We start from the raw sequence: 25433 nt of genomic DNA, 5'->3' as shown, positions 1-25433 counted from the left end.
GTTGTGCCGGGACAGTACCGCGCGCGTGAGCAAGCGGAGCCTTGGGCGGCTCAGCCTATGGCGCAAGCTTGACGCGCCGCTTGCTCACGCGCGCGGTACTGTCCCGCTGCGCGACTTTTCCCATACACTGATGTGAAAACCGCTCTAAATTGCCGGCGGCGGCTGTCAAGGGTGCGCGGGCGCTGATACGGCCACCGCAGGCGCGGCACAGCTTGCATTCAGGCTTGGATCAATGTCCGCTGAAAGCTTGCTGCGCGCTTCGGTGCGAAATCCAGGCGACACCGTGATGTTGAGGCCCGCCCGCAACCGAATGTTACCGTCCGCCTTCAAGACCACGTTGGGGCCAATCGTGATGGATTCGCGGGCAGAGATTTCTTCTGTTCCCGTCAACTCCCGGTCAGCAATGTAAACCGTTGCGGGGCGGGTGCAACAAAACACCAGGCCGCGCTGATTCCAGTAGCCTGACTTGCGGTCGGCCCGCCGCTCCAACTGGCAACGGCCCGAGTCATAGCCCGCTTCGCCCGGCAGGATGCAGGTTTGATCCACATAGGCCTGAGCGAACCCGTCAATACCCAGTTGCTCGTACTGGCGCACATGCTCGAGTTCGTGCGCCCAGAGCCGCGCATTGCTCGCCTTGTCCGCTTCGGCAAAGATGATGACGTCTTCCAGCGTGATTGCGCCTTTGCCTTGGATTTCACCGCGGAACCATTGCAGCGTGCCGAGAAAGCCGCTGCCCGTTTTATAACGCACCTTGTCGAGCAAGGACGCAGGATAAAGATGATCGAGTTGATTGCGAATTGCCATTGGCATCGGACTCACACCATCCGCCAAGGCCGCCGCTTTCGAGACGCGAATCCAGGCGTCCACCGGTTCACCCAGCAGGATTTGTTTGGCTTTCAGCGCGAAACAAACCGGCAGTTCGGCATAACAAAGCAGATCGCCCTCTGCGCATTTGCAATCGCGATGGATGCCGATGCCCCAGTTGCGATAATCAAACGTCAGCATGTCATTCACATCCTGACAACCAGCCGGAACATCCTGGGCAGCCGCCAGCCCCGGACGCAGCCCGCCCAGGCACAGGCCCAGCAGCACCAGGCTCAGCAGCAGATTTCGCGCGGCCAGTAAGCGGCCCGGTTGCGCCAACAATTGTTTGAAGTAGGTTTTCATGACTTTTTCGCTCCTCTTTCGTCACTTAATGCATTAGCTGGGAGGGCTGCGGGTGTGCGGCAGCCCTCCGTGCAGCGCGCGGGTTATTGCAGCGTGACCAGCACCAGCACCAAACCTTTGCCCGCCTTCAATCCCGTCATCGCCTTGCCGATGATCGCGCCTTGCGCCTGGGCCGCATCGCTGACTTTCATTGCGTGACCCGGTGTCGCTGAGGTCGTCAGCAAATCACCCGGTTCAACCGCGCCCGACGTGGCATCCACCCAGCAATACACACGACCGCTCAAGGCCACCGGATATTGCCCGTTGGCGAGCGTGCCGGCCTGGCTCATCATCATGCCCGGCTTGACGCCGCCCGCGCCGCTGATGATGCCCGCCACGCGACGGTCATAAGCCTGCGCGCTGAGTTGCAACTTGCCGGGGCTGGCCGGATCAATCGAAACCACCATCCCGGCTTCGACGTTGAGCGCCTGCGCTTCCGCGTCCGCCTCGGCGACATTCACGTCGAAGTTCTCGGCGAAATCAGCACCGCCCGTGATTTGCAAACCATTCACCGTCAGCTTGCCATCGGGATCGAACAGCAGCGCCTTGCCCGTTTGCCAGTTGAAAATGCCGAAGGTGTCTTGCAAGCCATACACGCCGCTCTCGACCGACCAGGTGCGGCGCTGCCCATTGATGTTGCTGGTCAGCGAGAGAAAGGCGCGGTCGTTCACGCTGGTAATGCCCGCTGCCGTGGCGCCACCGCCGACGATGTCGAGCTTTCTAAATTGATCGGGCGCTGAAGTGCCGATGCCGACATTGCCGGTCTCGGCTTGAATCACCAGCGCCGCGCAGCACGCGCCGAAACCATGCGGTTTGAAAACGAGCGTGCCGTCAGCGTTCTGTAGCTGGGCGAAGCGCGCGCCGTTTTGACGTGATTCCAGAGTGATGAAAGGGCCATACCCGGCGATGTGTAATTCGCCGACAGGCGCGACCGTCCCGATACCAACGTGGCCGTCCGTAGTGATTGTCATGCGCGAGCCGCTATTGTTGGTGAAGAAATGCAAGGCATGATTCGATTTCGTTCCGAACCAGCCGCCACTGGCGCCGCTGGTTCCGGTGCCAACCCAGGAAGTGAGATTGACCTGCCCATCGGTGTGGGAAAAACCATAGCTGGCGGTTGGCGTTTGCACAGTCAGTTTTGACGTAGGGCTAGCCGTCCCGATGCCGATGTTGCCGCCCACTTCGGCCATCACTGAATTGCCCAAATCTGTCGCCGAAGTGAATTTGGCAAGATACCCCGTCGTGCCCGCCGTCAACGCCGCCGTCTTGCCCGCCGCCGCCTGCAATTGCGTGGCTGTGTCTAACCCACGTTCGCTCGCGCGGCCATTGCTCTCACGGCTCTGGCCGAGCGCGCGTTCGCCGCCCGTCACCGTGCCCGCGACCGTTGCGAATTCATCTCTGGCAACCGTCAATTCAGTGCCGATGCCGCTGGTATGCGGGCTGGTCACCCACAGCCTGTCGCTGCCGTCGCGGTCTTGCGCGCGATCCACGATGAAATGGCCGCGCCGTACCAGCGCTTCTTTCTCATTCGCCTCTTTGAGCGTCAGTGTGTAGGCGTACAGGCCGCTTTTGAGCGGCGCGCCGTTGGCGTATTGCAGGGGCCAGAAGATTTCCAGGACGCTGGCCGCGCCGCTGTCAAACACGACTTCGCCCGCCTGATCGGTGACCTGCAAATGCATCTGGTCTACCGGGTGCGGCGTGGTGAAGCGCACTTGTTGTTGCTGGATGATAATCAGCACGTCTTGCGTGCCGGTCGGGATGGTGGCCGCGTTGCGCGACGGCTCTTGGGCAGGCACTGCGGGGATAGCCAAGAGCACAACCAATAGAAACACGAACAAATGTTTTGTCGCCTGCATCATCGTTCCTCCTTAAAATTTCGTCTCCAATTTCAGTTCAGCCGCTGAGCACGGGCACAAGCACCCGTGTCAGATGGGCTTTCAACCGATACTGACGCAGGGTAAAAAAGCATGTCGCGGTTCAGTGAAAATTTTCGGAGGGTCGTTGAAGCTGGCAGTGAGGGCTAGCTCAGTTTGCAAGTGGGTTGATGGGAAAAGCGCCGTGTCCGTAGCCCGACCGTGAGCGACAGAGGCTATTCATTCGCGGCGGTCTCGCTGTGGAAATCAGGCGCGACCTGCCCAGGTGTTTGGCAGGGCTTTTGCAAACTCGCTGGCGAGAGCGCTTGAACGGTTTGACTGACTCCTGATTCCCGGTTCCTGACTCCTGACAAATTGAAAATCAGCCGGTATTTTCAGTTTAGCAGGAATCAGGAACCGGGAATCAGGAGTCAGTCAAAGGTCTTTGGCGGATGTTTTGAGGACTTTGCAAAGGCCCTGAGGTGTTTGGGTGGTTCAAATTGCAGCCGTCCCTCTCAACAGTCCTAGTACTCCATCAAGCTGTAAGTGATGGATGCTGAGAGCGCATCCGGGATGTAGGGCGGGATTAAATCCCGCCCTACATCCCTCATTTTCAGCTTGATGGAGTACTAGCGCCAATCTCCTTGCAACGTGAACGCTGCCCAATAAAACGGCGCGGCATAACGTTTTTGGCCTAACAATTCCAACTGCGCTGCACGCAAGGCCGCCGCCGGACGCAGCCCTTGTTTGAGCATACCACTGTAAAAACGTTTCATCAGTTCGGCGGTCGCCAGGTCATCCACTTGCCAGAGGCTGGCCACCACGCGCGGCGCGCCGGCGTACATAAACCCGCGCGTCAGTCCGATCAGCCCTTCGCCGCGTACCTCTTTGCCGAGCGCGGTCTGGCAGGCGCTCAACACGACGACCTCGGCCGAGAGCCGCAGATTGAAAATTTCGTGCAAGCGCAAGAACCCGTCCTGCGGCTGGCCCGCTTCGTTCACCAGCGAAAAGACCAGGCCCGACAATTCCGGGTGTTCGGCATTGAGCAACCCGTGGGTGGCGAAATGGATGAAGCGGTACTGGCCCAGGTCTTCTTTTAGCAGGCGCGCACGGCTGGCCTGAAAGCCGGTCGCTTGCAAGACCTGTCCGGCGGGGGCCAAGGCGCCAATCGCCGCCGCCTCTTCACGCGAGAAGGGCAAGCGCGTGAGGCCACTACGCGCCGACGACGTGCCGTTGGCGGGCAGGGTAAAGGCGCGCACAGCCCGGGCCAAGTCAGCGGCAAGGTCAGCGGGCGCGGGCGGCGCTGGGCCGGCAGGCTTGGCTGGGCCGGGCCGCGCCGGCAGGTTTTTGCGCGCCACGAGGACGCGCGGATCGTTCGCCTCAAAAACCGGATCGGCCCAGACCGCGACAGTCCGCGCCGCCGCCGGGCGTCCCGCCAATTCGCGGCGCATGACGGCCAGCACAGCGGCGGAAGGCAGATTGATGATTTCGTGCGCGGCCAGCAGCGGTTGCCCCGCGTTCGCCGCCGCCGGATCGGGCGCCGCCGGATCGGGCAGCGCCGCGAAGGGCAGATAAGCGAGCGCGCCAGCGGCCACAATCGCCAGCCGCCGCCGTCCTAATTGCGCGGCCACCGGGCCGAGCAACATCCGGCTGAGCGCGCCAGCCTGGGTCGAAAAGGCTGTTTCAGCGGCGGCGAGACGGGCGCGGCGCGCGGCTTCGGTTTCATCAGGCTGCGGCTGGCGCGCGGTGAGCAAAGCATAAACCTGGCGCGCGGCGGCTTCGATTTCAGCGCGCGGCGGCAACTCATAGGCGCTCACGGCGGCGGTCGAAACCAGCCACAGGTAACTGCGCTTTTCACCGAGGGCGTATTCCAGCAGCAAGGTCTCGTCATCGAGCAACTGGGTTTGAATTTCGGCGCTGCTGAGCGGCTGTGGCTGGGTCAGCGCGGCATACTGCGGGCTGGCCTGTTTGAGTTCCGCCTGCAAGCGGCGCTGCTCGGCCAGCAAAGCTTCGAGGGCCTGCTCAGCCGCGGTCTTTTGCGCAGCGGTGTACTTGCCTTTCAGCAACCGGCTCAATTGATCCAAGCCGGCCGTCAGCCGTTGGCGCAGGCTTTGTTCGCGCGCCAGCAAGGCGGCGGGCACGCCCTGGCGCAAATCGGCGCGGGCTTCGTGCAGCGTTTCCAGGAGGCTGCGCGCGCGCGCTTGCTCGCTGCTTTCCAGGGCCTGTTGCGCGTGCCCGTTTTGCGGCGCGCGTTTGTCCAGTTGCATCAGCAGGTCGGTTTGAAATTCGTAGAAATCAAGCACCGTCGCCAGAAAGGCCGCGCGTTCGTTCTCACTTCCGGCGGCGGCGCGAATCAATTCCAACAAGGTGAGCGCTTGTTCGATGAGCGTGCGCGCCTCGCTCAGTTGCCCCTGCGCGCGCCGTATCTCGGCGATGTTTTTCAGCACATCGGCTTCGCGACGCTTCTCACCGACTTCGCGCAAGAGGGCCAGCCCCTGCTCGTATTGCTGCACGGCGCGTGAGGTGTCGCCTAATGATTCATAGACCGCGCCGAGATTGTTCAAGACGCCCGCTTCCGACAGCTTGTCCCCGCTTTCCTGGCTGAGTTGCAGCGCCTGTTGCTGGTACGCCAGGGCTTTTTGCAAATCGCCCAGAGCGCGATATGCCGACCCGACGTGGCTCAGGGCAATCGCCTCGCCGCGTTTGTCCCCCACAAGGCGCTTGAGCGCCAGCGCCTGTTCGTAATGGGTGCGCGCCTGTTGCCAATCGCCCAGTTCGCGGTAAACATCGCCTAGATTTTTGAGACTGTTGGCTTCGCCGTGCCGATCTCCGGCCAGGCGCATCAAGGCAATGGCCTGGCGCAATAGTTCCTGGGCCTTGGGCAGATCGCCCAAAACCTGATAGATGGTGGCGAGGTTGTGCAACGTGACGCCCTCGCCGAGTTTGTCGCCCAGTTCACGCCGCAACGGCAAGACCTGCTCGTAATACTCACGCGCCTTTTCGTACTCGCCCGCCACGCGCGCCACCACGCCCAGGTCATTGAGCGTGATCGCTTCGCCATTCTTATCACCGACCTGTTTGCGTAGAACGAGCGCCTGGTCGAGATAATTTTTCGCGCTCACCATCTCACCCATAGAAAGATGGACTTCGCCCAGGTCGCTGAGCGTCGCGGCCTCAGCGCCACGATCAGCGCCGCCGCGCTGCAAGGCCAACGCCTGCTGATAAAAGGACTGCGCCTGGGGCATCTCACCCAACGCGCGCGCGACGTAACCCAGGTTGTAAAGCATGGTGGCTTCTTGTTCGCGCTCCCCCAAGGCGCGATAGAGCGCCAGGGCCGTTTCATATTGCTGGCTCGCCGCGCGGCGCGCTTCACGCGTCTCTTGGTCGAAGAGGCGATCCCCGGCGAGCGCGGCCTGGCGGGCGGCCACCAGGTCTTTGTCGGCGGACGTGGCCGGGCGCAGAGCGGCCAGCTTTACTTCATACACGCCCGGTTGCGCCGGTTTGTCGCGCGCTTGAATTTCCAGCCGGTGCGCGCCGTCCTGTTCTGCGATCCAGACCAGTTGCTCGCGACTCTGGGCGCCTTGCTCGGCGGCGGCCAGCAGTTTGCCGTCCGGCCCAAAGATTTTGAGCGTTACCGCCATCCCCGGCTGTGTCACGGTGACTGCGGCGAATTGCCCGGCGGTCAAAACGATTTGGTAGGCGTTTGTTTGTTCGCCCGCCAGCGTGCCGGTGCGAACGCTGCCCAGCGCTAACGATGGCAGCGCACCCGTTTGCGCCCAGCCGGAAAAGCTGAGCGCCAGCAGCAGACTGCCTGCCAGTGCAGCGTAGCCTTTGTGCGCCGCCCCAGCGCGCGGCGCACTGGTACGCGGCACATGGATGCGTTTGAATTCGTCTTGGTTAGTCATAGATTTCTCCGCCGTTAAACTGCTCTGCCGTGGCGGTCATTCTATGTTGTGGCGGGTGGGAGAGAAAGGCGGCAACCGGCGGGGCATTGTTCACTTGTCATTGTTGATTGGACTTGTTGCAGTGGAAAACATTGGGGGATTTGCGTTTTGGCACCAACGACCAACTGCCTAACCGCCATTCTCCATTCTGCATTCTCCATTCCTGGGCAGCGGTAAACCTCAATAAAGACGGCCTCTGCAAGGGAATGGAGAATACAAAATGGAGAATGGCGGTCGCTTGGCGGGTTTCAGTAAGCCGCCTATTTGATATTCACCGTCACGGCATTGGTCGAGCGGTTGTCAGCCGTCAGCACAACACTCACCTCGCCCTTACCGGCCAAGCTGCGCGGCAAGCGCACATTCGCTTGATCCAGCCCCGCCAGCCCCGCCACAGCGCCCGCGAAGAGAACCTCGGCATCTTCCTCGCCGATGGCCGCCGTGACGGCCTCCGGCGCGCTGCGCCCGCGCAAGCCCGTGCCGAAGAGCACCAGGAAGACCTGTTCTCCCTCAGGGCCGAGGTCTATCGGCAGGCTGACGAAGCGGCCCGTTGGCTGGTCGAAGCGGCTCAGCAATTCGATCACCTGCGCGCCATTCGCCCGCACGCGCAACACCACGGCGGCGGCGACACCCGCGCCGCTGGCATTCGCCGAGAACAAGCCGGGCGCGACAGACGTGACCGGCAGCGTCGCGGTGGCGACAATCGCACCGCCTTTCACCACGGCGATTGACGCGATCCCCGCGCCGGTGCCCGCTGGCAGCAGATAGTTGATCTGGCCCGGCGAAACAAAAAAGAGCGGCGCGTTGCGTTCAGTGCCCGCCGCGTCTGTGACCTTGACGGTCGTGCCCGCCAGCGTCGTGGGCAGCGGCAGCGTGGTCGCCGACGCCGTGCCGTTCGCCAGATTTTCGCCGAACGCCGCGGCCATTGATTCGGCAGCTTGTTCGCCGTTGTAACTGGCGGCTGAAACCGTGGCCAGCGTGTCACCCGCCAAGCCCAGCCGCCGCGTCAGCGTCACGCCGCCGAGGGGCGCGCGCAGCGTCATCGGCTTCGTTAAGGTGCTCGCGCCGGCATACACGCCCGGTTGAATCCACAACGACCCGCCTTGCGGCGTCGCGCTCACAGCCGTGGGCAGCCCCTGATACGGCTGCAGGAAGCTGCCGTCCTGCGTGAATGTATTGGTGGCGTCGGCGAAGCGAAAATCGCCGCGCGGATAAAGAAACGACATCGTCAGGCCGTCGAGGTAACTCAGGTGGTCGCGCTGGCCGATCTTGTCTTGCCATTGCGCGGTGAAGGGCGCTTTCACCGTGATCGTCGGGTTTTTGCAGTTCACGCCATTCTTGTCGCAGTTGCAACTTTTGGCGAAGGCGCATTGATCGTATTGCATCACTGAGTCGAAATCGTAAGGGCCATATTTCGATGAACCGCCGCGCAATTCGAATTGATCGCCTTTGCCATCCGCGATGTTGCCCGTATTGATCGTCACATAAGCGTCCCGATCCGCCCGGCTCTGTTCGTGCACCAGTCCCAGCGCGTGTCCTAGTTCATGCACGATTTTGAAGGGGATGTCCCAATTGAAGATGTTGATCACCTGGCCGAACGGCTGCATCCCGACGGCGGAGTTATTGGCGTCCGAATCCTGGATATGAATGTAACTGCTGAAAAGACCGGGGCGGCGGCCTTCGCGGAAAACAACGCTGGCGGCATTCGACCACGCGCGCATGGCCGTGCGCGCGATGGCGCGGTTGGCCTGTGTGACGTTGGCGTCGAACTCGTAATAAACGATTCCCCCCGGCCAAAAATTGCGTTCAAACGTGGACGCCGGGGAAAAGGATTGAGGCACCTGAATGTCGTCTTCGATGAGCTTATAACCGGGCGTGAGGTTGTTCTTTTTGGGCAGCGCCTGCTCAAGCTCAGTTTGAATGGGTGGCGCTGTTTTCGTTTGGGCCTGCACGTTGTCGGCCCCGATTCCCAGGAAAAGCGACCACAGCAGAAACGTTAAGCAAAACCTGTTTATCTGTTTCAAGTGTTGTCTGTTCATAACCAAACTCCTTCTGGCAGCGATGTCAGTCAACTATAGACTTCAAGAAAAAGAATTGCCGTAGCCAGCTCCAACGGAGCATCAGCCAGCAGCCTGGGGGGCAGCCCCAGGAAGTCCATTGAGCCGTGGTGCGAAGCCCTGAAAGGGCGGCAGCCCCAGACTTGGCTGGTGCCCTTTCAGGGCTTGCCGAACCATTTGCACGACTCCCCAGGGCTTCACCCTGGGCTGTTGGCTAATCGTCCCTTTGGGACTTTTCGGAAATTCGTTTTCTTAAAAGCTATAGATCGTGCGGCCCGCCGTTGTGAGCCGTAAGCATCTACCACGGCGGACCGCACAGATTTATTGCAGCGTGACGAGCACCAGCACGAGGCCCTTGCCGGATTTCAACCCGGTCATCGCCTTGCCGATGATCGCGCCTTGCGCTTTGGCCGGATTGAAGACCCGCATCGCGTGCCCCGGTGTGGCCGATGTCGTCAGCAAATCGCCCGGTCTGATCGCGCCGCGCCTGGCGTCAACCCAACAATAAACGCGCCCGCTCAATGCCACCGGATGCTCTCCGTCCGCCAACGTCCCCTCGTGACCCATCATCATCCCCGGTTTCACATCGCCCGCGCCGCTGATGATGCCCGCCACACGCCGGTCATAGGCGCGCTGGCTGAGATTGAGTTTGCCTGGGTTGCCGGGATCAATCGTGACGACCAGACCCGGCTGAATTCCCGTCTCAGCGCCGGGGTGCGAATTTTTTGCGGCGCGCACATCGAAGTTTTCCGCGAAATCCGCGCCGCCCGTGATTTGCAGCGCTTTCACGCTCACCAGCAGGTTGCCGTCAATGGTCAGCCCAGGCTTATTCACATTGCGGTTGTAGATGCCAAAGAGACTGGGGAATTGGCCGCCGACGCCGCTTTCCAACGTCCAGGTATAACCTTGCGGATTGAGGCCGTTGTTGAGCGACAAAATCGCGCGTTCGTTGGTGCTCCTGATTGCAAGCTCAGTAAAGCCTGAGCTTTCGACGTGCAGCTTGGTCGCCGGCGTGACTGTCCCGATGCCGACGTTGCCTGCCGTGGTAATGGCGATGCCATTGGTTGGGGGCGGGATACCGCCGGGGCCATTCACCAGCTTCAGCGTGCCGTTGAACCTGAGATCGGCCCGGCCACTGGCCCCTGAGATGGTCATCCCTGTTTCGGAATTGGGTGAGCCGAATGCAACTTGGTTCCCTTGTGCGCCCACGCCCAATTGCACGCCGTTCGGCAACTGAACATTACTGCTCGTGATACCGATTCCATTTGACGGCGGCCCACCTGCCGGACCGGCCAGGAGTCGCAGCGTCGTGCCATCGAATCTAACGTCGGCCCTGCCCGTCGCCCCGGAGATAGTCATTCCGGTTTCGGTATTGGGCGTGCCGAATGAAATATTGTTCCCCTGCGGTGTCGCCGCCAGTGACACGAAAGCCGGCAATTGCACGACGCCGCCTGATTCGCTGATGAGCGAATCGCCGACCGTCGTGGCCGTGGTGAATTTGGCGATCTGCCCGACGGTGGCGGCGGGGGCAGCAACGGTTGCTTTAAGGTCTGGCTTGCCGCCTAGCTCGGTCGGCTTCTCTTCGATAGTGCGCGGCAGGTCGCGGCCATTGGCGCTGGCGCGGTCGCTCAGCGTGCGTGCGCCCGCAATGGTGCTCTCTTCGGTTTGCGCGACGCTGACTTCCGTGCCGACGCCGGTGTCGTTCTGGCTGGTGACCCAGACGCGATCTGACTGCCCATCGCGTTCACGCGCACGATCCAAAATGAAATGGCCGCGCCGCACGCGCTCGGTGGACGCATTGGCGTCTTTGCCCGCCGTTTTGATCGTCAGCGCGTAAGCGTACAAGCCGCTTTTGACCGGGTTGCCATCCGCGCCCAGCCAGGGCCAGTTGAGTTGATTGACGGCCAGGGGCTGACTGTCGAAAACCAATTCGCCGCTTTGATCGAAGACTTGCAACTGCATCTGCTCCACCCCGGCAGGCGCAGTGAAGCGCACCTGTTCCGGTTGCAAAATGATCTGCACATCCTGTGGCGGGGCCGGGCGTTGGGGGACTTGCGCCAGGGTGGTGGGCAGGCTCAGCAAAACCGTTAGTAGAATCGCGCTCAGTCGTTTTGTCATTTGCATCATGCTTCTCCTTGAAGATCAGCTCCTTCGTCTAAGCCAGGCGAACACATACCAATTGCACGTGCCGCGTTAGCTCTCAACTGGCACTGCGCGGCGCAGCAAAAGCATGTCGCAACAATCCGTTTTTATTTTTAGATCGGTTTGCATTTGCATGTACGGGTTGTGATGGGTGGGGCAGGTTAATAACCTGCCCCACCAGTGCGCCCAGCGGCTTGGGCAACCCGTACACTCAATTGAAACCTGATCTAGGTGAAGAAGCTGAAGCCAGGACACTTTTGAAAATCAAGGCATCCGCCAGTGGAGGCAGCGAGCTACAAAAAAGCCAAGCGGAGCAAAAAGGGCAAAACCGATGCTGGTTTTGCCCTTTTTTGCCTGCTTGCCTTTTTTGCCGTCAATGACTGTTTCGCAGCGCATGCCTCAGTTGCGAAACAGTGCCCCGACTTCAAGTGAAGAAGCATGAGTGAGAGAACTGGCTGGGCCGGTTACCTGCCGCTCGCGCGGAAGAAATAACGATTGACCTCTTCGACCGCGCCCGTGGCCGAAACGCCCGTGAGCGTCAAGATGTAATCGCCCGCGCGCAGTTTGTGCGCGGGCACCGTCACAGCCAGTTGGCCCGCGCGGGGTTTGAGTTGGCCGCGCTGCCAAACGGCGGCGCCTTCCACCGTGCGCAGGCTGGCCTGATAAACGGCGTAATCGCTGGTTTCCAAACGCATACGCAATTCGACTTGGCTGGCGTCGCGCGGGACGTTCAATGCTTGCGGCGCGCCGCCGCCGCGCAACAGGCTGGCGCTTAAGACAAAAGCAAACACCGTGGGCGGTTTGGCTGGCGGCGGACTTGCCGAGGGGATTGCCGGTGCGGGCGTGGCAGGTGCGGTTGCGCGTTGTTCAGGTTGCGCCCGGGCGGCGGCGAGTTGTTCCGCCCAGTCGCGTTCGCGTTGCTGTTGCGTGGTTTGAGCCGCCGCCAATTGGCTGCGCAATTGCGCGCGCTCACGCCACAGTTGCGTCCCGCCGACGCTGAGCAGCAACAGCGCCGCCAGCGCAATGCCCCAGGCCAATTGCGGCCCGCGCAGGAACGCCCAGAGGCTGGCCCAAAACGCCGGTGCGTGCGCCGTGGTTTGTGCGGCGGCTGTTTCATCCACGGCTTTGAGCAGTTTGCGCGCCAGGGCGACGCGCTCGCGATGCGGTGGGGAATCCAAATAATGCTGCTCGAATTGCGCCTGCTCTGTGCGCCCCAGGTGGCCGCGCACGTAATCATCCACCAATTGGTTCTCGGCGGCCCAAACCTCATCCAAGCGCGCCGGCTCGGTGAAGAATGCTGTTTCGAGCGCCTCCTGCTCCGCCGCGGGCAATTGCCCCAGCAAATAGCGGCGCGCCAGTTGTTCCTGTGCGTTGGTCATTGTCGTTAAAGTGCCCCTCTCTGCGTGTGTAGCCGAGAGGCGCGGCGGGAATTGAATGAGCGCCTCTCTACCCACTACTGGCGCAGAGATTCATTTCATGCCGCCCGCCCGCACATTTTTCTTTTGGCAATCCGCGACGCACTGTTCCAGCCGGTTGCGAATGCGTTGGGCACGGCTGCGCAAGGCGTTGAGCGGGATGCCCATGCGTTCGGCGAGTGCCAGCCGATTATTGATTTTCTGGCGGCGCTCATCCTGGTAATACTGCATGATCAAGTGGCGGCTCTCCACGGGCAGTTCGTGCAGACAGCTTTCAAAGCAGGACTGACGCGCATCCTCTGTAAGTTCGTCAGCGGCGGGCGCGGGCAGCGGGCCGGCTTCTTCCAAGTCCATGCCGCGCTGTTCGGGACGGCGCAGGCTTTCGCGCAGCACGAAGCGGGCAATACCCAGGCAATAGCTGGGCAGATCAGCGGGAATGTCGCCCTCGTCCACGCGGCGGATCGCGCGATTGAGCGTTTCGTCCGCCAACTCTTCCGGCGTATGCGCGCGCCGCCAGTCAAAGAATTTGACCAACGCCAGCCGGATCATTTCGTACCGCTCACCGGCACGCTCGGTATCGGCATCCAGACAAGCGAGGAACCTGGCGAGCGCCTCGCTGGTCAGCACCCATTTGCGCTTTGGCGTAGACGATCCGTCCATAAATATCGTTTGGCCATAAATGCCGTTTGGTTGGCCGCGTTGGTATTGCGTTGGGGGGAGGCAAAAACAACAGGACTTACGCAAGACACGTAGGACTTACGCAAAATCCGGAATTTGCCACAGAGGCACCGAGACACAGAGCGAGAGAGAGAGTTTACCGGTCATTCATGCCTTTCCTCTGTGACTCCGTGCCTCTGTGGCAATGGTTCTGCGTAAGTCCTGACACGAACAAGTTAGCCACAGTGGCGCTACAAACACAGAGCTTTTTCACCGTGTTGGCAATGTTCTCCGTCTTGCTCCGTGCCTCTGTGTCTCTGTGGCCAAGCTTTGCGTAAGTCCTGAACAAAGGCTCAGGCTTTCGGATGGGCCTTGTCATAGACTTCCATCAGCTTGTCCATCGCCACGTGTGTGTATTGTTGCGTCGTCGAAAGCCGCACGTGCCCCAGCATCTCTTGAATCACGCGCAAATCCGCGCCCGCATCAAGCAGGTGCGTGGCGAACGAATGCCGCACACTGTGCGGGCTGATGTGATGTACGTCGGCGCACAGCAAAACGTACTTGTCCACCATCCGCCCGACCGAACGCGTCGTAATGCGTGTGCCCTGATAATTCAAAAACACGGCCAGCGGATCGGGCGGTTCCGGCCCGGCTTCGATCAGCAATTCGCCGCGCACCGCCAGGTATTCCTGCAAGGCTTTTTTAGCGTGCTCGCCGAAAGGTACGATGCGTTCCTTGCGGCCTTTGCCTTTGACGCGCACCGTCAGGCTGGCGAAATCAATGTCTTGCAGATTCAAGCCCGTCAACTCTGACACGCGCAGGCCGCTGGCATAAAGCAATTCCAGAATCGCGCGGTCACGTTTGCCCAGCACGGTGTCGGTTTCGGGCGTTTCGATAAAGCGGATCATCTGTTCGAGGTTCAGATGATTGGGCAAGGTGCGTTCGACGCGCGGGCTGGCGACCAGCTTGGCCGGATTGTTTTCGACGACGCCTTCGCGGTTGAGGAACTTGAAAAAGGTGCGCAGCGTGGCGACCTTGCGATGGATCGAACTTTTCTTTTTCTTCTGCTCGTACAGCGTCGCCATGAAATCGCGGATCGCCAGATTATCAATCTGGCGAATCGGCACGGCGCGCCGCTTGCCGTCTTTGTCAGGCGGCGCGAGATGATCGTAAAACTGCACCAGATCAATCTCGTAATTGCGCAACGTATGCGGCGAGGCATTGCGCTCGTATTTCAGGTGTTTCAGAAAATCGTCAATGTATTTTTGCATGGGAAATTCTCCGCCGAAGCGAGTGGCCGTGATTGTAGCGCGTTCCAGCGGAGAAAATGAAATTCTCAGCAAAGGCCGTCCTGGGTGCGCGCCGCTTCCAGCGTGCAGTCTCGGCAAGGGATGGCTTCCTACCGGTAGGTATACGTCTGTCGCCGAGACTGCACGCTGGAAGCGGCGCGCACCCAGACGAAATCAGCGGATGTTGACGCGCACGATATTCGCCGCCTGCCCATCTGCCGCAAAAACCACCTCCACTTCCCCACGCCCAATCAGGCTGCGCGGGACGAGCACGTTGGCTTGATCCAGGCCGTCCAGACCACCTTGCGCGCCGCTGAAGGCCACTTGCGCCGACACGCCACCCACCGTCGCGGTCGCATTTGCGCGGCGGCGAAAGCCGGTGCCATACAAGATCAAAAAGACCTGCTCTGTGTTCGCGCCCAAATCGAGCGGCATAGTGACGTAGCGGCTCAGCGCCGCATCAAAGCGCGCCACCGGCTCATAGCTTTGCGATCCATCACCACGCACGCGCAAGGCGACGGCGGCAGCGACGCCCGTGCCGCTGGCGTTGGCCGAAAACAGCCCTGGCGCGACATTGCCAATCGTGACTGTCCCGGCTGACAGTACGCCGCCGCCATTCACTACCGAAATTGTCGCCGCGCCCAAGGCTGTGCCTGCGGGAATTTGAAGGTTGAGTTGCGTCGGCGAGACGAAAAAGAGCGGAGCCACACGCGTCGTGCCCGCACTGTCGCGCACGCTGACCGTCGTCCCCGCCAGCGTCATCGGCAAAGGCGTGCTCGCGGCGGCTTGGGTGCCCGTCGCCAAGGCTGAACCAAAGGCCGAAACGATGGCTTCGGGCGCGAGCACGGTGCCGCTATAGCTGGCCGCCGAAACCGTCGTCACCGCCAGCGCCGGAGCAGCCAGCAAAAACGCGCCCGGCGGGCCATTGCCCGTGCGCGCGCTGTTGTTGCGGTCGCGGGTGACGGCGTTGCTCAACGTTCCGGCGGGCACACTCGGCGTGGTGGGCGCGTCGCTCCACACAAAACTGGGCGCGGCAAAGGTGGCGACGCTGCCGACGTTGCTGTTTTGCACGGGACGGAAATCGCCGCCCGCCGCGTTGACCAGTTGCGGCTGCACGGTGTTGATCGCGTTGTCGGCGCGCAATTGCGTTTCGTTGCAAGTCGGGTTTGATGGTTGACAGCCGGTGTCTTCGCCCAATCCTAGCGCATGATTCGCTGGGCCGTTCCAGATCAGGTTGCCGCGAATTTGCAGGTTGACATCCGAACGCGCGGGCGCGGCGACGTTGCTGTTCGCGGGCGGCGTGACCGGCCCGCGAATCTCGAAGTGCTGATACTGGCTCTGATAGCCGGGCGGGTTGTAAATCAGGTTGTTGTAGATGAACACATTCCGGTTGGGGATGAATTGCCCTTCCGCAGCCGTGCCGCCCCAGCCGCCCAGATTGCGATTGTTCTGGCACTTGGCCGTATCGCCGTCGCAACCGCGCCCGCCCGGCACGACTTCAATGACGTGGCTGCGCTGGCCGACGCGATAGAGCGTGTTATAGGCGAACAGAATGTTGTAGCCGCCATTTACACCCAAGCCCGCGCCCTGCGTATCGTGAATGACATTGTTGAACGCCTTGATGTCATACGCCTCGTAGTGCAGCCAGGGTGCGGTCATGAATTCAAAGCCCGTGCCTTGCCCGCAGGTAAAGCCGCCCGTGCCCGCGTCATAAAACTCATTCGCCTCGATACGCAGATAGGCCGAACCGCCTTTGACATACATCGCCCAGTCGTTGCTGTTGTGAATGCGATTGCCGACCGCGTGGCCGTATTGCACGGCGACGTAATCCACCGCGTTATCGTCCGCGCCGTGAATGTCGCAATCTTCCAGATAGAGGTACTGCGACTGATTGGCTTTCAACGTCTCGTGCGCGACGGGCGTGGTTTGGTTTTCATTCACCCACTGGCCGCCATCCAGTTCGAGACCGCGCATCAACACGTGGTCGCACTTTTCCAGATGCAGCGCATCGCCCGCCGGGATAGGCCGAATCGTCAGGTCAATCAGGTACAGATATTTGCAATCGAAGATGTTTAGATCGCCTTGCAAGACGGCTTTGCCGCGTCCGTCGGCGCTCTGAAAAATGACGGGGAATTGCGCGGTGCCGTAGCGCTGTTCCAGGTAATTCGGCAAGCTCGCTTCGGGATAATTCCCCTGCGCCAGCATCACGCGCCGCCCCGCGCCGGTCAGCGGTTGCCCCGCCGGGATGCGATTCCAGGCCGCCGCCAGCGTGCGCAAGGCCTGGGCGCGCGTGCCGCCGTTGTTATTGTCGTTACCATTGACGGGGTCTACCCAAAGGTCGGTGACGGTGGGCGTGCCGATGTTGTAATAGCGCGGGTCAGCGCTTTGCGCCTGTGAAACCGGCGGGCCGCCAAAACTGAAAAGCATGGTGAGAACAACTGAAAGAAGAAATAAGAACCATTGAACGTGCTTCATCGCGTACTGCTCCAGACGAAGTGGGCTGATGTGGGTGGATAGGATGCGCGAGCTTTTTACACCAATGTTGGCGAATGACAAACATTATTTTCGGGCCGGGACGGGCGTCAGGCCATGCAGATGTCCCATCTACCCTGTGGTTTTGCAACGTCAGCGAGCGTGTGAACGAGCGACACTGCACTGATTCCTGATTCCCGGCTCCTGATTCCTGATGAGCAAAAACTCCCAGCCTTTTTTGCTCATCAGGAATCAGGAGCCGGGAATCAGGAATCAGTATGGCCGTTTAGCTGTGCCGAATTACGACTTTGCAAAAGCCCTGCTCCTCTACCCTTTGGCACGCCCAATTGGCACGCGAAGCCTATCGGCGTAATTCTGGCAATCGGGTACACTGGCGACCGGGCGAACCCACGCGCTTCAATCACCAAGGTAATTTTCAGGAGGATGCTATGCGAATGTTCGTTGCCGCCCTTTGTTGTGCACTGTTGCTGGCCTACGGCGCTGCCAGCCGCGCCCAGGAAAACCCCGCGAAAGAGTCCGCCCCCCAGCAAACCGCTGACGAAGAACTGAAATATGACGACGGCACGACCGAGGGCCAACCCGTCGGACAACCCAGTGTGATCATCGTCAACCGGCTGACGCCGACGCGCTATCCGGCCACGCTCAAAACCATCCGCGTTTTCTTTCGCCAGCTTACGCCCTCGGTCGTGGGCAAACAGATTCGCCTGCTGGCGTTTGCGCGCCCGGCCAGCGGCACCGACAACCCGCGCAATCCGGTTTACCAGGTCAACCAAACCGTCGCGGTTCCGCCGGTGTCCGGCAATGGCGAATTCGTGGATTTTGCCCTCACGAATGGGCCGACCATCACTTCGGGCGATTTCTTTGTCGGCTTTCAACAGCCCGACGAAGCCGGGGTGCCGTTCTTCTGGTCGGACAGCAACACGCCGCTCGCCAATCGCGGCTATGCGTCAACCGACAACGGCGTGACCTATCAGGGCAATCTGCAATTGACCGGGGGCAGCAGCTTCATCAACTTTATGATTCGCGCGCTCGTCACGATTCCGGCGGTGGGGCCGCTCGCCACCGTCTCAGCAGCCAGTTTCGCCACCGACGGCCTGGCGCCCGAAACCATCGGCGCGGCCTTCGGCTCGAACTTGGCCACAGGCACGACGGTCGCCACCTCAGTGCCGTTGCCGACTACGCTCGGCGGCGTTTCGGTGCGCGTGCGCGACAGCAATAACGTAGAGCGGCTGGCGCCTTTGTTTTTTGTAGGGATTGGCCAGATTAACTATTTGATTCCGGCGGGCACCGCCAACGGGCAGGCGCTCGTGACCGTCTCGAATGCCGGCGGCCCGGTGGCCAGCGGCCCGCTGGCGATTGCCACCGTCGCGCCGGGTTTGTTCACGTTTGAAGCGAATGGGCGCGGTTATGCGGCGGGCTATGCCTTGCGCGTGCCCGCGAGCGGCCCGCAGTCGGCGGCGTTCTTTGCGCGGCTTGATTCCGCCACCAATCGTTATGTGGCGAACCCGATTGATTTCGGCGCGGCCACCGACCGCACGTTTTGCATTTTCTTTGGCACGGGCATTCGTGGACGCTCGGCGCTCGCTAACGCCCAAGCCTTCATCGGCGGGACGCGCCTGGCGGTTGATTATGCCAGTGCGCAAGGCGATTTGGTGGGGTTGGATCAGGTCAACATCGAGGTGCCGCGTTCGTTGGCAGGGCGCGGTGATCTGGATCTGTTCTTGACCGTGGATGGGAAGTTGGCAAATACGGTGCGGGTGAATTTCAAGTAAGTGCAAAAACAGTACGGAGAGCGTGAGCGACCTGAACCTTGGCATTGTAAGCAATAGGGCGAGCGCCGCCAGCGCCAAAGCTCAGCTCACTCACGCTCCCCGTTCTGTGTCGAATTCAGCGCCCGCCGTCAATCCCAAACACTTCACCCGTAATAAAGCTGGCTTCATCCGAAGCGAGAAAGGCGATCAACTCGGCGACTTCTTCGGGCGTGCCCGCGCGGCGCAAGGGCGTGGCTTCGATGATCTGCTGCAAACGTTCGGGCCGCGAGAATCTGTCGTGAAAGGGCGTGAAGATCAGGCCCGGCGCTACGGCGTTGACCGTCACTTGATAGGGGCCGAGTTCGCGCGCCAGGGATTTGGTCAGCGCATTCAAGCCAGCCTTGGCGACTTCGTAAGGCAACATTCCGTAAGCCTGCCCATAGGCGTTGCCCGCCGCGATCAAATCAGAGACATTGATGACGCGGCCCTTTTGCTGTTTTTTGAAATGCGGCAGCGCGGCCTGCGTGCAGAGAAACGCGCCTTTCAGATTGAGGTCAATCACGCCGTCCCAAACTTCATCGGTGATGTCCTCGGTGCGTGTCAATTTGATGGGCGAACCCGCGTTATTGACCAGCACATCCAGCCGCCCGAAGTTTTGCAGCGACTCTTCGATCAACCGCGTCACCTGGCCGCGCTCGGTCACATCGGCTTTGACCAGCCAGGCATTGCGCCGCATGGCCTGAATCTCATTGACCACTTCGGCGGCGCCACGCCCATTGTTGAAGTAATGCACCACCACCGCCGCCCCGTTGCGCGCCAGGGCCAGCGCGGCGGCGCGTCCGATGCCCGCCCCCGCGCCCGTCACGACGGCCACTTTTCCACGTAAATCGTATGTTGCTGCCATAGTTTTGCGCTTGTCCTATCGAATCAAAAAATGAGAGGAAGCCGGAGTTTTCCAGCTTCCTCTCATTTTTGCAATCTGCTTTGGCTACACAGCAAAAAGAGATTACGGAACAAACGGAACTGACCAGCCAAAAAGAAATTCTGTGTGTTCTGTTATTTCCGTCTGTTCCGTAGTCTCCTTTTCGGCTGCCTTACGGCCACACCTCTTTCGCTACATACCACTGTAGATATTCCATGCGATGTTGCCCGCTCTTTACGGACGGATCGGCTTCGGCAATAGCTTTGGCAGTTTCAAGTTTATCAGTGGCGATGACCACGATGCCGAGCACGTCGGGGTGGCCGTTGAAAGGGCCTGCGCTCAAATACTGTTTCGCATCCAGCATGCGGCGGATGTACCAGAGATGGCCCAGTTGCAACTGCTGCAATTCCGGTGTGGCTTGCGCCGTCCACTTGTCGCCTTTCTTCAACAACCCCAGGTAATAGTTGGTCATCGTGATCTTGGTGTTGGGGTCTTTGCGATACTCATCATTGAATTTCACGCCCAATCCTTTCGGCGCAGACCAGGTGCAAAAATCAATCGCCAGCCGCCCGGCTTTGATCGCGGGGTCTTCCGCCGCCAGCGCCTTGGCCTCATCCAGCGAAGCGGCTTTGAACACGAAAATGCCCGCCAGCCCGGCTTCGTTTTTCCCCAGCGGCCCGGCGGCCATCAACTTGCCCAGGCGGCCCATCTTTTGGATGTTGGCCATGTGCCCGGCCATCAGCTTTTCGACTTCGGGCGTTTGTTCCGGCGTCCATTGCGGCCCGCGTTTGAGGATGGCGAATTGGTATTGCTCCAAATCGAATTGCGGTGTTTTGCTTTCGACTTTTTCCGCTGGGGTCACCGCTTTCGGCGACGTTTGCGCCTGAGCACAAACCGCTACGGCCAGCGTTACCATCAACAGCCAGGTCATCTTCCAACTTCTCATTACAAGCACTCCTCTATTGCGAAATAGTTCGACAGCCGGTTGGTCATGCGCCGCTCAGAGCATCCGCCTCCAACCGCCTGTTCTGCGGTGCGTCAAAACATCCGCACCTGGCTAAGCGCGCTTAGCCAGGTGCGCCAAACAGCTACGCCGATTCTTGATAAACCCAGGCGCCCGCGAGAGACGCCAGCACCGCTTCGGCCAGTTCCCAGCTCATCGCCACCACCGACGGCCCCGTTCCAAACAAGCCCAGCGCCGTATTCAAAAACGCCGAATAAAAGAACGACAGGAACCAGACGAGCAGGGCTGCGATGACGGCGGTTTTCACGCCCGCGCCAAAGCGTGGCCGAATCGCCGCGTAAACAAACACCAGCACGATGCCGAAGACAAACATCAGCACGGTCATCGTTGCAATGAATCCACCGCTGGGCGCAGGCAGATTGAATTTCTTGTTGAACTCTTCCAGCACCGTACCCAGCACCTTCAGATTCAAGATCGCCTCGCCGATGTTCAACACCACACCCGCCACCAGTCCGCCCAAAATCACTCTTCCTACATTGATCTTCGCCATGATGGTCTCCTTGTGTTTGGCCTTTACAGCCAGGGGTCAACAGCTTGTTGAATGGTTGCGGTCAACACGGGTTGTTGCCGCCTTGGGACTTGGCAAGTTGGCCACGTTGGTACAGCGCGCGGCCCTTCGCGCGGGGCAGAGCTTCCCACGCGGTTTGCATTCCTGCAAGGCCGCGCGCCTTACTCGCGCCGCACCGCTGCCAACTGGCGCGTAAGAAAGCGGCGCTCCGGCTCGGAACATGGTTGCTGCAAGGCTTGCCGGTAATAACTTGCGGCCCTGTCCGGTTCGCCCAACTCGCGCCACAACTCGCCCAATGTGGCGGGCAACAGGTAGTAATGCTGCAAAGCCGGATGCTCACAGATAGCCTCGATGGCGCGCAAGCCAGCCTCAGCGCCCTGCCATTTCGCCAGCGCCACCGCGCGGTTCAGCGCGATCACGGGCGAGGGATTCAAGCCCATCAACAGATCATAAAGCCGCACGATCTCGGCCCAGTCGGTCAATTCATAACTCGCCGCCGCCGCGTGACAGGCCGCGATGGCTGCTTGCAAATGGTACTCGCTGAATTCCGTGCCCGCCGCGCTGCGCTCCAATTGCATGAAGCCCTGCGCCAACAAGCGCTGATCCCAGCGCGTGCGATCCTGTTCGGCCAACAACGAGAGTTCGCCGCCTGCGCCCACGCGCGCGGGCATGCGCGCCGTGTGAAAGAAGATCAACGCCAACAGCGCGTGCGCTTTCGGTTGCCGCGTCGCCGGATGACCCACCACCAAGGCGCACAGCCGCAAGGCCTCCGCGCATAAATCCGCCCGCACTAAATCCTCACCCGCGTGCGCGGTGTAGCCCTCATTGAACAGCAGATACAAAACCTCCAACACCGAATCGAGCCGCGCCGACAACTCGCGTGCGGCAGGTAATTCAAAGCGGATGCCTTCTTCGCGAATCAGGCGTTTGGCGCGCACCAACCGTTGTGCAATCGCCGGCTCTTTGGCCAGAAAGGCGCGCGCGATTTCGCTCGTGCCAAACCCGCCGACGGTTTTGAGCGTCAACGCAACACGCCCTTCGCGCGGCAAGGCCGGATGACAGGCCATAAACATCATGCCCAGCGTATCGTCGAGCAGTTCATTGCCAACGGCTTGCTGATTCGCCAGGGTCGCTTGTGCGGCAAAGGCGCGCGTCAATTCGTCCGCCTTGGCTTGCAACGAACTCTCGTGGCGCAGCGCATCCAGCGCGCGATGCTTGGCCACCTGAATCAGCCAGGCCGTCGGGTTTTCAGGCACGCCGCGATAGGCCCATTGTTGCAAGGCTTTCAACAGCGCTTCCTGCACGACCTCTTCGGCCAAATCAATGTGTTGCGCGCCGAAAATGCGCACCAGCGTCGCAATCATCCGCCCCGCCTGATGGCGAAAGAGATGATCCACGAGCCCCGGCACGTTTTTGTTCAGTACGTCCGTCATTGCAGGATGGAACCACGAAGAAGCGAAGGACGCGAAGAAGGAAGACCGAATGCAAAGTTAGCACAAGAGCACACTTCCCCTCGCTTCGTTCGCTTCGTTTCTTCGTGGTGAAAGTCTTCGTGGTGAAAGCTAACTCATTGCCGACAGATCTTCGACCTCGCGCACCTCGATGCGCCCGCCGAATTCGAGCGTCGGGCAATCGCTGGCGATGCGCACGGCTTCATCGTAATTGGCCGCCGTAATAATCCAGTAACCGCCGATCACCTCTTTGGTCTCGGCATACGGCCCATCGGTCACGACCTGTTTGTCGCCAAAGCCGGTCAGATGGCGGCCCGGATCGCGATCCTTCAGTTTGTTCAAACTGACCAGATGGCCGGCTTGCTGCGTCTTGGCAATCCAATCGTTGTATTTCCGGATCACGCCCTGAATCATCTCCGGCGTCAGTTCAAAACCTGCGGGCAATTCTGTCCCGTGATGTGAAACCAGCATGTATTGCGGCATCTCGTAGTCCTCCTGCTGAATGTTGAAAAAGTAGGAAGGCGGTTTTACCGCCCCGTCTTCGGCCTATAGACGAAACAGTAATACGGAATTCGACACGGGCAGGAAAATTTATTTTTCCTGTAAAAAACTCAGGGCCGCACAGACTTTTTGCTCGGCATTGGATGGCTCCTTTGGCTTACAAAGAGAATTGTGCAGCAGGCCGCTGCACAATTCTCACTACTATACGACAACAGCAATTACGTCTTGACATACAACTCCGCCCCCGCCTGCTTAAACTGCTCCGACATTTCCTGCATCCCTGCCGCCAGCGCCGCTTGTTCATCCAGCTCTTTCTGCGCCGCGTAATCGCGCACGTCCTGCGTGATCTTCATCGAACAAAAATGCGGGCCGCACATCGAACAGAAATGCGCCTGCTTTGCGCCTTCCTGCGGCAAAGTCTCGTCGTGGAACTCGCGCGCGGTATCCGGGTCGAGTGACAAATTGAATTGATCTTCCCAGCGGAATTCAAACCGGGCTTTGCTGATGGCGTTGTCGCGGTATTGCGCGCCGGGGTGGCCTTTGGCGAGGTCGGCGGCGTGGGCGGCGATCTTGTAGGTAATCACGCCGTCTTTCACATCCTTTTTGTCGGGCAAGCCCAGATGTTCTTTGGGCGTGACGTAACAAAGCATCGCCGTACCGAACCAGCCGATCATCGCCGCGCCGATGGCCGACGTGATGTGGTCGTAACCGGGCGCGATGTCGGTCGTCAACGGCCCCAGCGTATAAAACGGCGCTTCGTGGCATTCCTTGAGTTGCTTGTCCATGTTCTCTTTGACGAGATGCATGGGCACGTGGCCGGGGCCTTCGATCATGGTTTGGCAATCCATTTCCCAGGCGATACGCGTGAGTTCGCCGAGCGTTTCGAGTTCGGCGAATTGGGCTGCGTCGTTGGCGTCGGCGTTCGAGCCGGGCCGCAAGCCGTCGCCCAACGAAAAGCTCACGTCGTAAGCCCGCATGATTTCGCAAATCTCGCGGAAGTGCGTGTAAAGAAAACTTTCTTCGTGATGCGCCAGACACCATTTGGCCATGATCGAACCGCCGCGCGAGACGATGCCCGTCATACGCTTGGCCGTTAGCGGGATGTAAGGCAATCGCACGCCGGCGTGGATGGTGAAATAGTCTACGCCTTGCTCGGCCTGTTCGATCAACGTGTCGCGGTATATTTCCCACGTGAGGTCTTCGGCCTTGCCATTCACTTTTTCGAGGGCTTGATAAATCGGCACCGTGCCGATGGGTACGGGCGCGTTGCGGATGATCCACTCGCGCGTGGCGTGGATGTTCTTGCCCGTAGACAAATCCATCACCGTGTCGGCACCCCACTTGGTTGACCAGCGCATCTTCTCGACTTCTTCTTCAATGCTCGAAGCCACGGCGCTGTTGCCGATGTTGGCATTGATCTTGACCAGAAAGTTGCGCCCAATCGCCATCGGTTCGGCTTCGGGATGATTGATGTTGGCCGGGATGATCGCGCGTCCGCGTGCGACTTCAGCGCGGACGAATTCGGGCGTGACGAATGGCGGAATGCTCGCGCCGAACGACTCGCCTTGGTGCTGAAAGTTAAGCTGACTGCGATCGCCGTTGCTTAACGCTGCGAACGCGGCTTCACGCCCCATGTTTTCGCGGATGGCGATGTATTCCATCTCCGGCGTGATGATGCCTTTGCGCGCATAATGCATTTGCGTGACGTTGCATCCGGCCTTGGCGCGCAGCGGTTGGCGACGCAAGCCTGGAAACGCTTCGAGCTTGCCTTTGGTTTTTTGCGCGGCGTATTCGGCCTCTTGTGCCGAACGATAACCGTTGTCTTCGGGGCGCAGCGGGCGGCCTTCGTATTCCTCTACGTCGTTGCGCGCGATGATCCAGTGGCGGCGCAACGCGGGCAGCCCATCGCGCACGTCACCCTTGAACGACGGGTCGCCCCACGGCCCGCTCACGTCATAGACGCGGACGGGTTCGTTGACTTCGGTTGCGCCGTTGAACGACTTGGTGATGTTCTGAGTGATTTCGCGGAAGGGGACGGCGATGCCGGGCTGTGCGCCTTTGACGTAGATGCGTTGTGAATTGGGTAGTTGCGATTCTGATGAATGGTTGTTGTTGGTCATGGTTTGGTTCCTCCCTACGACGGTGCTAACCGTGTCAGGTTCAAAGGGTCTCCTGCCGTGCAGGACTCTCAGCCGCAGCGCGCGGCTCCCCTGTAATAGAGTT

Annotated in this window: 16 protein-coding genes and 1 riboswitch; of the genes, 1 reads left to right on the top strand and 15 read right to left on the bottom strand. The window is 60.3% G+C overall.

Annotated features, from left to right (window positions below; translation table 11 throughout):
- Positions 1–165: 165 nt before the first annotated feature.
- From HY011_18660 to HY011_18620, 9 genes are all read right to left on the bottom strand, one after another.
- A complete protein-coding gene (locus tag HY011_18660) occupies positions 166–1167 on the bottom strand; it encodes a DUF4157 domain-containing protein (protein ID MBI3424963.1) in 1002 nt (333 codons plus the stop codon).
- Between the two features lie 83 nt (positions 1168–1250).
- Positions 1251–3065 carry a hypothetical protein gene (locus HY011_18655; GenBank protein MBI3424962.1) on the bottom strand — a complete coding sequence of 605 codons (1815 nt, stop codon included), beginning with the start codon at positions 3063–3065 and terminating at the stop codon, positions 1251–1253.
- A gap of 623 nt (positions 3066–3688) precedes the next feature.
- Positions 3689–6964: a CHAT domain-containing protein gene (locus HY011_18650; GenBank protein ID MBI3424961.1), complete on the bottom strand. Its 3276-nt coding sequence runs from the start codon at positions 6962–6964 to the stop codon at positions 3689–3691.
- Positions 6965–7263: 299 nt separating this feature from the next.
- Positions 7264–9039, bottom strand: a complete 1776-nt coding sequence (locus tag HY011_18645; protein ID MBI3424960.1) for a hypothetical protein — start codon at positions 9037–9039, stop codon at positions 7264–7266.
- A gap of 339 nt (positions 9040–9378) precedes the next feature.
- Positions 9379–11175, bottom strand: coding sequence for a hypothetical protein (locus HY011_18640; protein ID MBI3424959.1), 1797 nt, complete (start codon positions 11173–11175; stop codon positions 9379–9381).
- A 488-nt stretch (positions 11176–11663) separates the two neighbouring features.
- Positions 11664–12578 carry a hypothetical protein gene (locus HY011_18635; GenBank protein ID MBI3424958.1) on the bottom strand — a complete coding sequence of 305 codons (915 nt, stop codon included), beginning with the start codon at positions 12576–12578 and terminating at the stop codon, positions 11664–11666.
- 90 nt (positions 12579–12668) lie between these two features.
- A complete protein-coding gene (locus HY011_18630) occupies positions 12669–13274 on the bottom strand; it encodes a sigma-70 family RNA polymerase sigma factor (protein ID MBI3424957.1) in 606 nt (201 codons plus the stop codon).
- Between the two features lie 350 nt (positions 13275–13624).
- Positions 13625–14542 (bottom strand): tyrosine recombinase XerC, encoded by a 918-nt coding sequence (gene xerC / locus HY011_18625; protein ID MBI3424956.1) that lies wholly within the window; start codon positions 14540–14542, stop codon positions 13625–13627.
- A gap of 192 nt (positions 14543–14734) precedes the next feature.
- A complete protein-coding gene (locus HY011_18620) occupies positions 14735–16987 on the bottom strand; it encodes a right-handed parallel beta-helix repeat-containing protein (protein MBI3424955.1) in 2253 nt (750 codons plus the stop codon).
- A 494-nt stretch (positions 16988–17481) separates the two neighbouring features.
- Here HY011_18620 and HY011_18615 point away from each other — a divergent pair, with 494 nt between their 5' ends.
- Positions 17482–18825 (top strand): hypothetical protein, encoded by a 1344-nt coding sequence (locus tag HY011_18615; GenBank protein MBI3424954.1) that lies wholly within the window; start codon positions 17482–17484, stop codon positions 18823–18825.
- Positions 18826–18940: 115 nt separating this feature from the next.
- On the opposite strand, the gene HY011_18610 is transcribed toward HY011_18615, so the two are convergent.
- The 6 genes from HY011_18610 to thiC all read right to left on the bottom strand — a co-directional run bounded on the left by HY011_18610 (position 18941) and on the right by thiC (position 25330).
- Positions 18941–19708 carry an SDR family oxidoreductase gene (locus HY011_18610; GenBank protein MBI3424953.1) on the bottom strand — a complete coding sequence of 256 codons (768 nt, stop codon included), beginning with the start codon at positions 19706–19708 and terminating at the stop codon, positions 18941–18943.
- Positions 19709–19898: 190 nt separating this feature from the next.
- Positions 19899–20672 carry a hypothetical protein gene (locus HY011_18605; GenBank protein MBI3424952.1) on the bottom strand — a complete coding sequence of 258 codons (774 nt, stop codon included), beginning with the start codon at positions 20670–20672 and terminating at the stop codon, positions 19899–19901.
- A 142-nt stretch (positions 20673–20814) separates the two neighbouring features.
- The gene (locus HY011_18600) at positions 20815–21240 is read right to left on the bottom strand and encodes a hypothetical protein (protein MBI3424951.1); all 426 of its coding nucleotides are present in this window, start codon (positions 21238–21240) and stop codon (positions 20815–20817) included.
- Between the two features lie 179 nt (positions 21241–21419).
- On the bottom strand, positions 21420–22691 hold the full coding sequence (locus tag HY011_18595) for an RNA polymerase subunit sigma (protein ID MBI3424950.1): 1272 nt from the start codon (positions 22689–22691) through the stop codon (positions 21420–21422).
- A gap of 129 nt (positions 22692–22820) precedes the next feature.
- Positions 22821–23192, bottom strand: coding sequence for a transcription initiation protein (locus HY011_18590; protein ID MBI3424949.1), 372 nt, complete (start codon positions 23190–23192; stop codon positions 22821–22823).
- A gap of 236 nt (positions 23193–23428) precedes the next feature.
- A complete protein-coding gene (gene thiC, locus HY011_18585; GenBank protein MBI3424948.1) occupies positions 23429–25330 on the bottom strand; it encodes a phosphomethylpyrimidine synthase ThiC in 1902 nt (633 codons plus the stop codon).
- A riboswitch (TPP riboswitch) is annotated at positions 25325–25432 on the bottom strand. It overlaps the preceding gene by 6 nt.
- Position 25433 lies beyond the last annotated feature (1 nt).

The sequence above is a fragment of the Acidobacteriota bacterium genome (assembly GCA_016196035.1).
Taxonomy (GTDB): Bacteria; Acidobacteriota; Blastocatellia; order RBC074; family RBC074; genus JACPYM01.
The sequence above is the reverse complement of the archived record's forward strand: the minus strand, read 5'-3'. Positions and strand labels throughout refer to the sequence as shown.

Excerpts from the sequence above, each read along its gene's own strand:
- xerC (MBI3424956.1), bottom strand. The coding sequence starts at position 14,542 with ATGCAAAAATACATTGACGATTTTCTGAAACACCTGAAATACGAGCGC.
- HY011_18610 (MBI3424953.1), bottom strand. The coding sequence starts at position 19,708 with ATGGCAGCAACATACGATTTACGTGGAAAAGTGGCCGTCGTGACGGGC.
- HY011_18640 (MBI3424959.1), bottom strand. The coding sequence starts at position 11,175 with ATGACAAAACGACTGAGCGCGATTCTACTAACGGTTTTGCTGAGCCTG.
- HY011_18590 (MBI3424949.1), bottom strand. The coding sequence starts at position 23,192 with ATGCCGCAATACATGCTGGTTTCACATCACGGGACAGAATTGCCCGCA.
- HY011_18605 (MBI3424952.1), bottom strand. The coding sequence starts at position 20,672 with ATGAGAAGTTGGAAGATGACCTGGCTGTTGATGGTAACGCTGGCCGTA.
- HY011_18650 (MBI3424961.1), bottom strand. The coding sequence starts at position 6,964 with ATGACTAACCAAGACGAATTCAAACGCATCCATGTGCCGCGTACCAGT.
- HY011_18630 (MBI3424957.1), bottom strand. The coding sequence starts at position 13,274 with ATGGACGGATCGTCTACGCCAAAGCGCAAATGGGTGCTGACCAGCGAG.
- HY011_18615 (MBI3424954.1), top strand. The coding sequence starts at position 17,482 with ATGCGAATGTTCGTTGCCGCCCTTTGTTGTGCACTGTTGCTGGCCTAC.
- thiC (MBI3424948.1), bottom strand. The coding sequence starts at position 25,330 with ATGACCAACAACAACCATTCATCAGAATCGCAACTACCCAATTCACAA.
- HY011_18595 (MBI3424950.1), bottom strand. The coding sequence starts at position 22,691 with ATGACGGACGTACTGAACAAAAACGTGCCGGGGCTCGTGGATCATCTC.
- HY011_18655 (MBI3424962.1), bottom strand. The coding sequence starts at position 3,065 with ATGATGCAGGCGACAAAACATTTGTTCGTGTTTCTATTGGTTGTGCTC.
- HY011_18645 (MBI3424960.1), bottom strand. The coding sequence starts at position 9,039 with ATGAACAGACAACACTTGAAACAGATAAACAGGTTTTGCTTAACGTTT.
- HY011_18620 (MBI3424955.1), bottom strand. The coding sequence starts at position 16,987 with ATGCTTTTCAGTTTTGGCGGCCCGCCGGTTTCACAGGCGCAAAGCGCT.
- HY011_18600 (MBI3424951.1), bottom strand. The coding sequence starts at position 21,240 with ATGGCGAAGATCAATGTAGGAAGAGTGATTTTGGGCGGACTGGTGGCG.
- HY011_18660 (MBI3424963.1), bottom strand. The coding sequence starts at position 1,167 with ATGAAAACCTACTTCAAACAATTGTTGGCGCAACCGGGCCGCTTACTG.
- HY011_18635 (MBI3424958.1), bottom strand. The coding sequence starts at position 12,578 with ATGACCAACGCACAGGAACAACTGGCGCGCCGCTATTTGCTGGGGCAA.